Below are 14152 nucleotides of genomic sequence, written 5' to 3'. Positions count from 1 at the left end.
TCGTGGGCTGGGAGTTGTGTATAAGAGACAGCCCCCGGGCCCGTCGTTTCCAGGCAGCGCGGCCTGGATCCCTAGCGTGCCCAGTGACCGATCGGCCCCGCCTTCGTTCCCCCGTACGGGGGAGGCAAACTGATCTGAACCGAGGTGTACGTGATGGTGGCCCCGCCGGACAACGACGTGCTGTGGGCACGCGCTCTACACGTCACACACAACGGCTCGCCCGCGCTCACCGGCGTATCGATCGGTGTCCGCGAGGGCGAGATCCTCGCCGTCAGCGGCCCGCGCGGCAGCGGCAAAACGACTCTCCTGCGCTGCCTCTCCGGCCAGCTCCTGCCCGAGCGGGGCGAGGTCTGGTTCAACAGCACGCCGGTGCACACGATGGGCCCCGTGGTCCGCGAGCGACTGCGCCGCGACCGCTTCGGCTGGATCGACCCGGAGCCGCACCTGGTGCCCGAGCTCACCGCCTGGGAGAACGTCGCGCTGCCGCTGATGCTGCGCGGCACGTCGAACCGCGGCTCCCGGACCGTCGCCCAGGAGTGGATGGAACGCCTCGACATCGGCGACTGCACCCGCAAGCGTCCGCACGCCCTGCTCCAGTCCCAGCGCCAGCGCGTCGTCATCGCCCGCGCCCTGGTCACCATGCCGTCGGTGATCTTCGCCGACGAGCCGACCGCGCCCCTGCACCGCGCCGACCGCGCACACGTCCTTCGTACGCTGACGACCGCGGCCCGCTCGCACGGCATCACGGTGGTCCTTGCCACGCACGACGCGGAGGTCGCGGCCCTCGCCGACCGCACGGTCCCGCTGCTGGACGGGCGGCGCGTGAACACGGTGCATCTGCCGGACGCGGCGGGTGATGCCGCCCCGGCCACCAGGGCGGACGCGGACGCCGGCGAGGGCTCGGGTGAGGGCTCCGTCGCGGGCGACGCCGACGCGGAAGGCCGGGCCGCGTGCTCGCTCTCCGTCTAGCCCGCGGCGCCCGTCCCCTGGTCCAGCTGCGCCGCCTGCTCGTCGCCGCCGCTTCGGCGGGCACCGGCTTCCTGCTGCTGTGCACGCTGGGGTACGCGATGGGCCACCCGGAAGCGTCCGGCGGGGCCGCCCTCCGGCTCGCCTGGTGCGTGGCGCCGATCGCCGCCACCGTGTACTTCGCCGTCACCGTCGCCCGCACCGATCCGGCGACGCGGCCGCGCTCCGGACTCTCCGCCGTGGGGCTCGGCCCGGCCCGGCTCACGGTGCTCGCCGCGATCTCCACGGCCGTGGCCTGCTCGCTCGGCTCGATGGTGGCGCTGCTGTTCTTCCTGCACCTGCGGGGCGATCTGACGGGGCTCCCGTTCGACGGCGCGGCGGCCGAACTGCTCGCCGCCGACACACCGTTGCCGCTCGCCGCCGCCCTGACCCTGCTCACCCTGGTGCCGCTGACCGCCTCGGTGGCCAGCGCCCTCGTGCTCCGGCCGCGCCCCGCGAAGCCCGGCGCCGAGCGGGAGCAGGACGACCCGGAACGGCCGGACGCCCCCGCTGCCGCGCCGAGCGGGCTGCCCTGGGGTGTCTCGCTGCTCGCCGCGGGTCTCGCCGTCGAGACGTACGCGAGCCGGGCGGGCGGGGACTCGGGCCTCGCCATGCCGGGCGGCCTCACCGGCGGCTCCGGGGGTGTGCTCGCCGGATGGGGGCTCACGGCGCTCGGCCTTGCGGTCGCGGGCCCCGGCCTCACCTACCTCTGCGGACGGATCCTGCAGTCGGTACGGCCCGGCGCGATGCGGCTGCTCGCGGGGCGCGCGCTCCAGGAGGAGGCCCGGCGGATCGGCCGGCCGCTCGGGGTGCTGTGCGCGGTGGCGTCGGGCGGGTACGCGGCGCTCATGCTGCACTCCGGCAACGGCCCCGGCATCGGTCCGCTGACCACGCTCGGCTCGCTGCTCGTCGTGGGCTGCGCGGTCCTCACCCTGGCCACGGCCGCGATCGAGGCGAAGAACGCGCGCTCGGACACGACGGCCGCGCTGCTGCAGCTGGGGGCGCCGGTGACGATGCTGCGCGGCTCGGCGGCGCTGCGCGCGGGCGCCCTCGCGGCCGTGTTCGGCCCGCTGACGTGGTTGGTGGCGGAGCTGGCGGCACTGCCTCTCGTCTGAGGCCGCCGCTCGTCCGGGCCCGGAGAAAAAAGTTCGCGCCCTCCGATGAGTTCCGCGTCGAACGGACGTCTACCCCTCCGTACGGCACACGACGCACCAACCACACAGAGCTCAACGGGAGAGACACTCATGTACCAGCAGATGATCTTCGTCAACCTCGCCGTGAACGACGTCGACAGCACGAAGAAGTTCTTCACGGAGCTCGGCTACACGATCAACCCGCAGTTCACCACGGACGACTGCGCCTGCGTCGTGATCAGCGACACCATCGTCGCGATGATGCTCGGCAAGAAGCGCTACCAGGACTTCACGGACAAGCAGATCGCGGACTCGAAGAGCACGAGCGAGGCGCTGCTCTGTCTGAGCGCCGAGAGCCGCGAGAAGGTCGACGAGCTGGTCGACAAGGCCGTGGCGGCCGGCGCCATCGAGGGCCGTACGCAGGACTACGGCATGATGTACGGCCGCAGCTTCGACGACCTGGACGGCCACACGTGGGAGATCATGTGGATGGACCCAACCGCCGTCGAGGGCTGAGCGCGACGGCCCGGCGGTGCCTGCTTAGCATGGGCGGATGCAGTCGACTCCCGAACCCGCATCCGCCCACGCGTCAGCGCCCGCCCAACTCCCGGGCGGTGACCGTGAGATCGAGACCCTCGCCGAGTTCGACGAGGTCGCCGCGCGGGGCTCGCTGGCGGGAGTCCGCGTCCAGGGCATAGATCTGACGGAGCGTACGCAGGCGCTGCGGTCCTGCGACGCCAAGGGCGCCGTCTTCCTCGGCTGCCCGATGGAAGAGGGCGCGGCCGACGCGGTGCGGGCCGCGGGGGCGCTGGTGTTCCCGCCGGTGCCGGGTCTGCCGTTCGACCCGTACCGAGGCCTTCTCTACACACCCGACGAGTTGTTCGCCGGGCTCGCCGAGGGCGGGTACGACGCGACGCCGGACGCCCGCGCGTACACCTGGTTCCAGGAGACCAAGGCGGACGGGGACATCTTCTCCTCGATGCTCCGCGCGATCCACGACGACGCGATCTCCGACGCCCTCGACGAACTGCTCGTCGGCGCACGGGTGGTGGGCGTCATGGGCGGCCACGCGATGGCTCGTGGCACGGACGCGTACGAGGGTGCGGCGCGGCTCGGCCGTTCGCTCGCCCGCGCGGGTTTCGTGGTCGCGACGGGCGGCGGCCCGGGTGCCATGGAGGCGGCGAACCTGGGTGCGTACGCGTCGGTGTTCCGCGACGAGATGCTGGACGAGGCGCTCGAACTCCTCTCCAAGGCACCGTCGTTCATGCCGTCGATCACCGAGTGGGCGCGGGCGGCCTTCGACGTCCGCGAGCGCTGGCCGGACGGCGGCGCCTCGGTGGGCATCCCCACCTGGTTCTACGGCCACGAGCCGCCGAACGCCTTCGCCACCCACCTGGCCAAGTACTTCGCCAACGCCACCCGGGAGGACGGCCTGCTCGCCCGTTCGAACGCGGGCGTCGTCTTCCTGCCCGGCGCGGCGGGCACGGTCCAGGAGATCTTCGACGCGGCGACCCCCAACTACTACGAGTCCCGGGGCGAGCCGGCCCCGATGGTCCTGGTCAACCGCACGCACTGGACACAGACACTCCCGGCCTGGCCCCTGCTGCAGGCGCTGGCACAGGGCCGCTCGATGGAGCCGACGATCGCCTTGGTGGACGGGGTGGATGAGGTCCCGGACGCGCTGTCATCCCTCCCGCCCGGCGAACCTTCCAGCTGATCCGGCGGGCCTTCCAGCTGATCCGGCGGGCCTTCCAGCTGATCCGGTGAACCTTCCGTCCGATCCGGCGGGCCTTCCAACCGATCCGGCGAACCTTCCAACCCGCCCGCCGAACCTTCCAGCCCGTCCGGCGTTTGAGGACGAACTCGCCGAAGGCGGTGATCTACGGCCACCTCGTGGCCGGCGCAGCCGGAAGTGATTCGGGTAGGGGCGGGGTTGGGGAAGGAGAATCACCCGAACGAGGCCCGCTCCAGCCAGAACTCCAGCAACTCCCGCTCCCCCAGCACCTCCACAGTGCCGCCATCCAGCGACCGCCGCCGATAGAAGGCCAACAACACCTCGGTAAGCGGCCCCCGCAGAGCAACGGTCGCCTTCTCATGCCCCCGCCGCCAGCTGAACCCGTCCTCACCGAACTCAATGACCCACTCGGCATTCAGCCCCGCCGGCGCATCAGTCGCGTGCAGATGGATGCTGCGCCCCGCACCCCGCAGCTCAGCAGCGCTGTCATCCGGCTGGGACCGCTGCACGTACTGCACGATCTCCAGCCACTCGTCGATCGCATCGGCAGCGACATCAGCCGCGACCTCATACGGAACCCCCGCGGCGATCGCCGCGTCCGCCCGGTGAATAGCAACTTCATGCGTCATCCGCCGCGCCCAGAACCCGGCGTTCCGCGGCTCGGCCCAGGTCCACACCGGGGTATCGGCGCTCACGGCGGGCAGCGTCTTCAAGGCCAGCTCGGCGGTCTCGGCCAACCAGGCATCGAGGGCGGCGGGGTCGTCGCCCTCAGGACCACGGATGCCCGGGACCTTCTCCTCCGGGATGTCGTCTGTGGCCCGGGTGGCGACCAGCTGTTCGGCCCAGCGCACGGCACCGCCGATGTGGCGGGCGAGGTACCCCAGGGACCACTCAGGGCAGGTCGGCACCGTGGCCGCAAGGTCGGCTCCGGCCAGGGTGGCCCGCAACTGGCCCAGCTGACCCGCGATTTCGGCGCAGTGGCGGTCGTAATCCAAAGACGTCATGAGGCGCACCCTAGATCGGCCGCGCCGCCCGGGCACCCGAGTTTCGCCCCATCCCCGCAGGCCACCTCAGCCCAGAACCACGACATCCCCCACGTCAAAGACGACCCCCACCGTCTCTCCCACCCCAGGCGCATCCCGCAGCGCACAGGCCGCCTCAAGCCTCGGCCCCGCCCCGGGCTCCAGGTGTACGGCGACATGCGTGCCCCGGAAGGTCCGCGCCGTCACCATGCAGGGCAGCCCCTCGTCGGCGGGCACGAGCCGCACCCCGGCGGGCCGCACCAGGAGCCGGCAGCGGCCGTCCCGTACACCCGGAGGCACCGGGATCTTGCCCCAGGCGGTGTCCGCCACGTCACCGGCCACCGTCGCGTCGACGACGTTGTCGAAGCCGAGGAACCGCGCGACGAACTCGTCCGCCGGGTTCCGCCACACCTCAAGTGGCGTACCGGACTGGGCGATCCGCCCCTCGCGCATCACGACGACCCGGTCCGCGAGCGCGAACGCCTCGCCCTGGTCGTGCGTGACCGCGAGCACCGTCGTACCCAACTCGTCGAAGAGTTCCCGCAGTTCGACCACGAGCCGTTCCCGCAGCGAACGGTCGAGCTGCCCGAGCGGCTCGTCCAGCATGAGCAGCCGGGGCCTCGGCGCAAGCGCACGCGCGAGGGCGACGCGCTGCTGCTCGCCGCCGGAGAGCGCGGCGACGGCCCGCCGCTGCGCACCCGGAAGCCCCACGAGGTCGAGCAACTCGGCCACCCGGTGGGCCTGTTCGCCCCGCGCCACGCCGTGCATCCGCAGCCCGAAGGCGACATTGCCCGCCACGTCGCGCTGCGGGAAGAGCTGATGGTCCTGGAACATCAGGCCGACGCCCCGCTTGTGCGCGGGCACCCCCCGCTGGTCCCGGCCGTCGAGCAGCACCTGCCCGCCGTCCAGCTCCTGCAGCCCCGCGACCGCCCGCAGCAGCGTCGACTTGCCGCTGCCGCTCGGCCCGAGGACGCACACGATCTCGTGCTCGGCGACCTCTAGGTCGACGCGGTCGAGCACGGCCCGCGCCCCGAACCGCACCGTCGCGTCCGCCAGCGTCAGCAGCCCCACGCCCGCACCCGCTCCCGTGGCCACACCCATCAGAACTCCCCAGTCGTGCGGTCGGTACGGAGCCGTTCGAGCAGCAGCAGCGACACCGCGCACACCACCATCAAGATCGTCGAAAGGGCCATCGCCTGCCCGTAGTTGAGCTCCCCGGCCCGCCCGAGGAGCCGGGCCACGGCGACCGGCAGCGTCGGATTGTCCGGCCGCGCGATGAACACGGTCGCGCCGAACTCGCCCAGGGACACCGCGAAGGCGAACCCGGCCGCGATCAGCAGCGCCCGCCGCACCATCGGCAGGTCGACCTCGCGCCACGCCCGCAGCGGCGACGCCCCGAGCACGGCCGCCGCCTCGCGCAGCCGTCCGTCGACCGCGCGCAGGACGGGAAGCATGGTGCGTACGACGAAGGGCACGCCGACCAGGGCCTGCGCCAGCGGCACCAGGATCCAGGTGGAGCGCAGGTCGAGCGGCGGCTCGTCCAGCGTGATCAGGAACCCGAAGCCGACCGTCACCGCGGACACCCCGAGCGGCAGCATGAGCAGCGCGTCGAAGCCGCGCACCAGGCGACCGGCCTTCCGGGTGAGCGCCGCCGCGGCGAGACCGCCGATCACCAGGGCGATGGCGGTGGCGGCGAGCGCGTACTGGAGGGAATTCCAGACCGCGTCGATCGGCGGGACCAGGAAGGCGCCGCCCTCCGCCGATGTCAGCTCCTGGTAGTAGGTGAAGCCATAGCCGTCGGGGCCGCTCAGCGACCGCTCGATCAGCACGCCGAGCGGCAGCAGGATCAGCACGGCGATCGTCAGCATGACCCCGCCGAGCAGCGCCCACTGCCCCACGCCGCGCGGCCGCCGGGCGACCGTCGAGGCGTCGACCAGCTTCAGGGCGGTCTCCCGCCTGCGCACGGTCCACGCGTGCACGGCGAGGATCAGACCGACCGCCACGAACTGCACGATCGTCAGGACGGCGGCCGTCGACAGGTCGAGGAGCTGGGCGGTCTGCCGGTAGATCTCGACTTCGAGCGTCGAGTACGCGGGTCCGCCGAGGATCTGTACGACGCCGAAGGAGGTGAAGGTGAACAGGAAGACCATCAGCGCGGCCGCCGCGACCGCGGGGCCGAGCGCGGGCAGCGTCACCGTCCGCCAGGCCCTCCAGCGCGAGGCGCCGAGCATCCGCGCGGCCTCCTCCTGGCGCGGATCGAGCTGCGACCAGAGCCCGCCGACGGTCCGTACGACGACGGCGTAATTGAAGAAGACGTGCGCGAGCAGAATCGCCCACACCGTCGTGTCGAGCCGCAGGCCCCACATCTCGTCGAACAGCCCCCCGCGCCCGACCAGGGCGAGGAACGCGGTCCCGACGACGACCGTCGGCAGCACGAACGGCACGGTGACGGCGGCCCGGAGCACCTGCTTGCCCCTGAACTCGAAGCGCGCGAAGACATACGCGCCGGGGAGCGCGATCAGCAGCGTGAGCGCGGTCGACGCGAGCGCCTGCCAGGTGGTGAACCACAGCACGTGCCGCACGTCGGACTGCCCGATGACCTCCGCGATCCGCCCGAACTGCCACTGCCCGTCCACCTTCAGGCCGCGCGCGACGATCGCGGCGACCGGATAGGCGAAGAAGACCGCGAAGAACGCGACGGGCACGGCCATGAGACCGAGCCGCGCCGCGCTCCCGCGCGTGAACCCCTTACGAGCGGGGGCCTTTACTTCAGTACGAGCGAGGTCCACGACTTGACCCACTGATCACGGTTGTCGGCGATCTTCTTCGGGGCCATGGTCTCCGGCTCGTCGACCTTCACGCCGTGCTTGACGAACAGCTCGGGCAGCTCGACGCCCTCCCGCACCGGGTTCACGAACATGTTCAGCGGCATGTCCTGCTGGAACTCGGTACTGATCAGGAAGTCGAGCAGCGCCTTGCCGCCCTTCTCGTTCTTGGCGTTGCCGAGCAGACCCGCGTACTCGACCTGCCGGAAGCAGGTGCCGGTCGCGACGCCGGTCGGCGCCTCCTTGGGCTGCGGCTTCGCGTAGAGCACCTCGACGGGCGGCGACGAGGCGTAGGAGACGACGAGCGGCCGGTCGCCCTTGGCCTTCTTGCCGCCCGTGGAGCCGGAGAACTCCTCGCTGTAGGCCTGCTCCCAGCCGTCGACGACCTTGACGCCGTTGGCCTTGAGCTTCTTCCAGTAGCCCTGCCAGCCGTCGTCGCCGTACTGGGCGGCGGTGCCGAGCAGGAAGCCGAGCCCGGGCGACGAGGTCGACGCGTTCTCGGTCACGAGGAGGTTCTTGTAGGCAGGCTTGACCAGATCGTCGAAGGACTTCGGCGGCGCCAGCTTCTTGTCGGCGAAGTACTTCTTGTCGTAGTTGACGCAGATGTCGCCGCTGTCGACGGGCGTCACCCGGTGCTTGTCCTGATCGACGCGGAACTGCGAGGCGATCCGGTCCGAGCCCTTGGCCTCGTACGACTGGAAGAGGCCGTTGTCGAGCGCCCGCGACAGCAGCGTGTTGTCGACGCCGAAGAAGACATCGCCCTGCGGGTTGTCCTTGGAGAGGATCGCCTTGTTCACGGCGGCGCCCGCGTCTCCGTCCTTGAGGACGTTGACCTTGTAGCCGGACCGCTTCTCGAACTCCTTCAGTACGTCCTTGGAGACGCTGAAGGAGTCATGGCTGACCAGCGTGACGCTCTTGGAGTCTGCGGCGTTGTCGCCGCTGCCGTCGGAGCTGCCGCAAGCGGAGAGCGCGACGAGCCCGAGGGTCACCGCGACCGCGGTGACCGTGACCTTCTTGGTGGTGCTCACTGAATTCAATCCTCCTGGGGGTGACCAGGAAGAGACGCGGCCCTGCCCACGGACCGGAAGGGTCCGCGGGCAGGGCGCAACAGCTTGAGTGATGTCCGAACTTCCTACCCGGAATGACCCGGGCAAGGTTCAGAGGGTCTGCGGCCAACCTGTCCTTGGCTGCCGCACTCTCAGCGCTGTGGCGCTCCCCTGTCGGAATATGAAGATGTGTTCCGGCTGTGAAGTTGTGTTTCGGCCAGCCTAACGCTCCGCCGCGGCGAGCTGACCGCACGCCCCGTCGATCTCCTGGCCACGGGTGTCACGAACCGTGACAGGCACCCCATGGGCGGCGATGGCGTCCACGAAGGCCTTCTCGTCCTCCGGCCGCGATGCCGTCCACTTCGAGCCCGGCGTCGGGTTCAGCGGGATCAGGTTCACGTGCACGGGCTTGTTCTTGAGCAGCCGCCCGAGCCGGTCACCGCGCCACGCGTGGTCGTTGATGTCCCTGATCAGCGCGTACTCGATGGAAAGCCGGCGCCCGGACTTGGCCGCGTACTCCCAGCCGGCATCCAGCACCTCCCGCACGTTCCACCGCGTATTGACGGGTACGAGGGTGTCGCGCAGCTCGTCGTCGGGCGCGTGCAGGGAGATCGCGAGGCGGCACTTGAAGCCCTCGTCGGCGAACCGGTGGATGGCGGGCACGAGCCCGACGGTCGACACGGTGATGCCGCGCTGCGAGAGCCCGACACCGTCCGGCTCGGGATCGGTCAGCCTGCGGATCGCCCCGATCACCCGGTTGTAGTTGGCGAGCGGCTCGCCCATCCCCATGAAGACGATGTTGCTCAGCCGCGCGGGCCCACCGGGGATCTCCCCATCCCTCAGCGCACGCATCCCGTCCACGATCTGGTGCACGATCTCGGCGGTCGACAGATTCCGGTCGAGACCGGCCTGCCCCGTCGCACAGAACGGGCAGTTCATCCCGCATCCGGCCTGCGACGAGATGCACATCGTCACCCGGTCCGGATAGCGCATGAGCACGGACTCGACGAGCGTCCCGTCGAAGAGCCGCCACAGCGTCTTACGGGTGGTGTCGTCGTCACAGCTGATGTGCCGCACCACGGACATCAACTCGGGAAGCAGCGCCTCCTGGAGCTTGCCGCGGGACCCGGCGGGAATGTCGGTCCACTGCTCCGGATCGTGCGCGTACCGCGCGAAGTAGTGCTGCGAGAGCTGCTTGGCGCGAAACGGTTTCTCGCCGGCGGCGGCGACGGCTTCCTTGCGCTCGGCGGGCGTGAGGTCGGCGAGATGCCGCGGCGGCTTCTTGGCTCCGCGGGGCGCGACGAAGGTGAGTTCTCCGGGTACAGGCATGGTGAATCCAGTGTCTCAGACGGTTGAAGCCTGGCCAGGTCACCGCCTACGGGTGGGGGCCGTCGTTGGTCGTCATTGGTCGCTGTAGGCCCCCCTTGGACGGCCCACAGACGGCCCGGCGGATCCCCGGCTGACCTGCGACAAGGGATCCAGCCGCTTCGGGCCGAGCCCCGCCGTTTGTCCTGCAGGCCAACCTCGGGCACGCGCCACCGACATTTTTGACCAGGACAGCGAGGCGCGTGGCCCCGGCTAAAGGGTGCAGACCACTCCCGGCTACTTAGGATCGTGCCTAGCGGCTCTGCCTGACGGGCCCCACGCACATAGGTCCTCTGGGTTGGACTGAAACGACCTTGTCTAGTCCGTTATCTACGAAAGTCGTGCGGCTACGTGCTGCCAGGCGGATACTGCATTTATGCCTCGACGCCATAGATTCTCGGGACTCGCTTATTTTCCGTGGCCCATCCCGGTGGGTGCATCCGCTTTGGGCCTGATCGAGCGGGTGAATATCGGAGGCCACATAGTGACGTTGAAATTTCCTTCTCTTGATGAGAACAGTTCACTGAACGTATCAGTAGATTACCGCGGGGCGCCCCTGCCTAAGCAGATCGCGGAGGCATCCAAAGGAAGGTGGGGATACCGAAGCTCGAATGAGCTCTTCTACGTGGCTCAGGCATCTGCGTCCGTCCTGCTACACCGACAGGAGCAGATGGCTACCTCTTCAGAGTTCAATGCATTGCGTGAGGGGTATTTGGGCTGGTTCAGAATCATGCAAGAGTGGGCATCGGCCTGGAGCCGGGAACCGTTGGGTAATTTCGACAACTCACATGAAGCAGCACTGCATATCCCTACTAAGGGTGGGTACCTGACTGGAAGCCCGGTTCAGATGCGAACGGTATTCGTCGGTGCACGCCCCCTAAGTCGATCCGAGTTGCTTCGAGTACTTCAGCATGCCTCACGTGGAGAGAAGTTTCCGATCGAACACCGAATGTTGCTGTCTGCCAATGATGCACAGTTCGGTGGCGATCTACGCAGAGCGGTCATTGATTCCGCCACAGCCGCAGAGGTAGCTCTCGGGTCCTTTATAGCCGACTATCTTAGGAGCAAGGGGTGCGCTGGAAAATTTGTTGATCAAGTGATCGTAGATGTCAACGGAATCGCGAACTTGCACAGGCTGTGTACCCATTTGGGCGGAGAACCGAAGGTTTCCCGGAGTAAGGTCATAAATGAGCTTGCTAACGTCAGGAACAGCGCTGCACATGGGGGAGTTTCCCCCACACCAGAACAAGCTACTAATGCGCGCAAGCATGCTCAAGCAATCGTTCACGCGCTTAGGCCATTGCCTCGTTAATGACAGTAGCCTGGCAAATGCCCTGACGGTAGCGCAGGGCGCTAGGATTTGGGCTGTGCTGGCAGAGCTTTACTGAGGGCACTTTCGACTGTGGACCGCGCGGAGGTCGAGCCTGGGATCAACGTCAATGCAGCCGTAGCGAAAAGGAAGACTCGGACCGAAGCGGCAGCATCACCGGCTCCGGGTAGAAGTGGTATCGCAATGGCGAAAACCACCATGACAGCAGCGGGACCGCAATACCGAATCGCGCGAGAAAGCCGAGAGGATCGCGTCGATTCTGGGGCATTTTCCACGAGACGATTCATGTCGCCCTCGTATGCAGCCATGAACCCGAAAATCACAGACTCGCAAATCCGCTCAAAATCCTCCTCGCTATGCACCTTGCCCAGCGCTCGCGCATGCTCCCTCAGGAGATCAGCGACGAGGCGGTGAGGTTGCATCACTTCTCTCCTCAGCTTCCTTTCACTCCATCGAGTATATTTTCTTGGAATGGAATTAAATTCTATGCCGGAGGCGATTTTCCGAACCTCAGACCGAACCATTCGTCGAATCTTAGTTAACGTATACTCTCCGGACTTGAGAGCTGTGCAAAGGAGGCCAGAGAGATAGAACAACCCCCGCACCATCTCATCGGACTCATTTCCACGCTCGCTGGCTTCACGATCAATCAGGTAACTCTCAATACCGTAGGCAGCGCGACTGGCCACATAGCCCAGAAGTAGGGCTGCCCCGGTCAGGGTCGCCCAACCCGCCGTCCATCCGGTGACGCTTCGGCTGATTGTGGATGCGAAGGCAAGCAGAGAATAGGTAATATTAATAAGTAGGAAGAAGTGGAATTTCGAGACATATGACACAGTGTTGTATATTTGATCGTCTCGACTTGGATCCATCACCTGCTTGATCGATCTGATTAACGGCATTCTGCGGTGAAATGCGAAGCCCAGATACGTAACCCCCAAGGCGAGAGTGAATCGAATTGATATCGGCTCCTCGAAACCTCTATCCGATAGCGTTGCACCAGCTTCTTTGCCCACTAAAATACCCGAACTTGTAAAATAAGTGGCAACTACGGCACCTGCGAGAACGGCACAGACCGCAAAGAAAACGTGCAGCCTCTCCCATCTTCGAGACTTAAGAAGATTCGGCAGCGAGCGCTCAACCACGGAGATTACAGCTTCCCGGATTTCATTGTGTCTGTGCAGAGGAATTCGCTCCCCTATCCACCAAAGGTAGTTCCAGACCTCCGCGCGAATTGCGTAGGATCGCTCGATTGATTGCCGGTTCGGATCGTCGAGGCCACGTCGAACGGTACTCAACCCCTCGTATCGTTTACAGACATGCTGACGTAGGGAAAATCCTATCGAATGGGGCAGATACGAATCATCCTCAAGGTTTCAGGCCCTGGTAGCGTCTGGCAGCAGGCGGCTTGCAAAACCCTCGACGCGCAGACACTCATAGGCCGTCTCCACGCTTTGCGGAACTTGCTGCTTGATCAGAACCCCCTGCCCGGGGTAGACCATGAGCCGCTGTTGCGCCCCCACAAGCATGTCGACAACGCGTCGCGCATCCTGAATCGAGTCGACGTACTCCGCGAACGTCATAGCTGCTGACGCGCTCACCCACGTCACGCCCTGCCAGACCTTGCACGCCGTGGCGTACGACCGACGCTCTTCATACGGCTTGCGGACCAGTAGCGCAGATCCAACGGGCACCCCGCGCTCTTCTAGCAAGGCCCGCGACAGCGCGGTGTTCTCGCCTTGTGTTCCGCGCCCGCGGCTCAACGAGGATCGCGTCCGCCGGCACTCCAAGCTCCAACGCCCTCTCGCGGTAGTGCTCGGCCTCGCCCTTAGGCATGACCTCCCGTGTCGTACGGCTGGCGGCTCCGGTGAAGACAATCAGCGGGGCCAGGCCACGGTGGTACAGGTCAGCCGTGACGTCAGCTACGCCGAGATCGTGACTGCCGAGCCCGATCGCCACCGAGCATCGCCGGGGTTCGTAGCCCATCAGCTGGAAGTCCCAAGTTCCTGCGCATCGGCCCACGCCTGTACGGAGATCATGCCTTGTCGCCTTCTTCCTGCGCCGAGTCGAGCACCTTGAAGTCGTAGGACCACGCGAAGCGCGTGGCCGCATGAACGCCGAGGGCGAACTCCACCACCGTTTCACCTGCGGTGCAGGTCATGCCATGCGGCTCGACGATCCATTCCGTGGCCGGGAGTTGAACCGCGACACCTTCGTCCCGAGTAGCGTGCGGAGAGGTGACTGACCAGGGCCTTTGCATATCTGCGCTGGTCAGAGCTTTGGTGTGCGTTGGTCAGCGTTGCCGCCGCGCGGCACGGTTTCCTTGATCCACTCCCCACCCACTCCCCGGGCAGTAGGCCCTTGGCGCACGGCTCGCTAACGCTGCCCCATCCGCAGGGATGGTGAGGGGCCAAAGGCGGGTCTCAGGCGAGCCGGTACATCCGGGCGCTGGCGTCGGCACGGGCGATGACCCCGAGCGATTCGAGGCGCTTCAGCTGGTAGTGCACGGCTGACTTGCTCGCAAGCCCCACCTTGGCGCCGATCTCTTCGAGGGTGGGGCACTCCCCAGTCTCGGCTATCGCATCCCTGATGCAGTGAAGGATTTGCGCCTGGCGCTCGGTGAGACTCACCGTCCAGTCCCATCCGAGCGGGCACGCTGTCGTAGCTCGGCGCGCTCAGCAGGGCTGAGCG

13 protein-coding genes and 1 riboswitch are annotated in these 14152 nt (G+C 67.4%); of the genes, 4 read left to right on the top strand and 9 right to left on the bottom strand.

Translation table 11 applies throughout. The annotated features are described in order from the left end of the window. The first annotated feature begins 153 nt into the window (after positions 1–153). From ACFWY6_RS06560 to ACFWY6_RS06545, 4 genes are all read left to right on the top strand, one after another. A complete protein-coding gene (locus ACFWY6_RS06560) occupies positions 154–969 on the top strand; it encodes an ABC transporter ATP-binding protein (RefSeq protein ID WP_384687024.1) in 816 nt (271 codons plus the stop codon). Next, complete coding sequence (locus ACFWY6_RS06555) at positions 951–2120, top strand: hypothetical protein (protein ID WP_384687022.1); 1170 nt, start codon at positions 951–953, stop codon at positions 2118–2120. Before ACFWY6_RS06560 ends, ACFWY6_RS06555 begins: the two co-directional genes overlap by 19 nt. Before the next feature lie 129 nt (positions 2121–2249). After that, entirely contained in the window at positions 2250–2654 is a 405-nt protein-coding gene (locus ACFWY6_RS06550) for a VOC family protein (RefSeq protein ID WP_384687020.1), read from the top strand. Positions 2655–2691: 37 nt separating this feature from the next. Next, positions 2692–3855, top strand: coding sequence for an LOG family protein (locus tag ACFWY6_RS06545; RefSeq protein ID WP_384687018.1), 1164 nt, complete (start codon positions 2692–2694; stop codon positions 3853–3855). Between the two features lie 230 nt (positions 3856–4085). Here ACFWY6_RS06545 and ACFWY6_RS06540 read toward each other — a convergent pair whose 3' ends face one another. The 9 genes from ACFWY6_RS06540 to ACFWY6_RS06500 form a co-directional block, all read right to left on the bottom strand. Further along, positions 4086–4877, bottom strand: coding sequence for a maleylpyruvate isomerase family mycothiol-dependent enzyme (locus ACFWY6_RS06540; protein ID WP_384687016.1), 792 nt, complete (start codon positions 4875–4877; stop codon positions 4086–4088). A 66-nt stretch (positions 4878–4943) separates the two neighbouring features. Beyond that, positions 4944–5996 (bottom strand): ABC transporter ATP-binding protein, encoded by a 1053-nt coding sequence (locus tag ACFWY6_RS06535; RefSeq protein ID WP_384687014.1) that lies wholly within the window; start codon positions 5994–5996, stop codon positions 4944–4946. Next, positions 5996–7684, bottom strand: a complete 1689-nt coding sequence (locus tag ACFWY6_RS06530) for an ABC transporter permease (protein WP_384687012.1) — start codon at positions 7682–7684, stop codon at positions 5996–5998. Before ACFWY6_RS06530 ends, ACFWY6_RS06535 begins: the two co-directional genes overlap by 1 nt. Then, on the bottom strand, positions 7660–8748 hold the full coding sequence (locus tag ACFWY6_RS06525; RefSeq protein ID WP_384687010.1) for a thiamine ABC transporter substrate binding subunit: 1089 nt from the start codon (positions 8746–8748) through the stop codon (positions 7660–7662). The genes ACFWY6_RS06530 and ACFWY6_RS06525 overlap by 25 nt, the downstream gene beginning before the upstream one ends. A gap of 83 nt (positions 8749–8831) precedes the next feature. After that, a riboswitch (TPP riboswitch) is annotated at positions 8832–8949 on the bottom strand. A 39-nt stretch (positions 8950–8988) separates the two neighbouring features. Next, complete coding sequence (rlmN, locus tag ACFWY6_RS06520; protein ID WP_360773309.1) at positions 8989–10095, bottom strand: 23S rRNA (adenine(2503)-C(2))-methyltransferase RlmN; 1107 nt, start codon at positions 10093–10095, stop codon at positions 8989–8991. Between the two features lie 1389 nt (positions 10096–11484). After that, on the bottom strand, positions 11485–12606 hold the full coding sequence (locus tag ACFWY6_RS06515) for a hypothetical protein (protein ID WP_384687008.1): 1122 nt from the start codon (positions 12604–12606) through the stop codon (positions 11485–11487). A gap of 508 nt (positions 12607–13114) precedes the next feature. Beyond that, positions 13115–13447 carry a YdcF family protein gene (locus ACFWY6_RS06510; protein WP_384687006.1) on the bottom strand — a complete coding sequence of 111 codons (333 nt, stop codon included), beginning with the start codon at positions 13445–13447 and terminating at the stop codon, positions 13115–13117. Between the two features lie 49 nt (positions 13448–13496). Next, positions 13497–13622: a hypothetical protein gene (locus tag ACFWY6_RS06505; RefSeq protein WP_384687004.1), complete on the bottom strand. Its 126-nt coding sequence runs from the start codon at positions 13620–13622 to the stop codon at positions 13497–13499. Positions 13623–13884: 262 nt separating this feature from the next. Beyond that, a complete protein-coding gene (locus tag ACFWY6_RS06500) occupies positions 13885–14091 on the bottom strand; it encodes a LexA family protein (RefSeq protein WP_384687002.1) in 207 nt (68 codons plus the stop codon). Positions 14092–14152 lie beyond the last annotated feature (61 nt).

Source organism: Streptomyces sp. NPDC059037 (assembly GCF_042740015.1).
GTDB lineage: Bacteria > Actinomycetota > Actinomycetes > Streptomycetales > Streptomycetaceae > Streptomyces.
The sequence above is the reverse complement of the archived record's forward strand: the minus strand, read 5'-3'. Positions and strand labels throughout refer to the sequence as shown.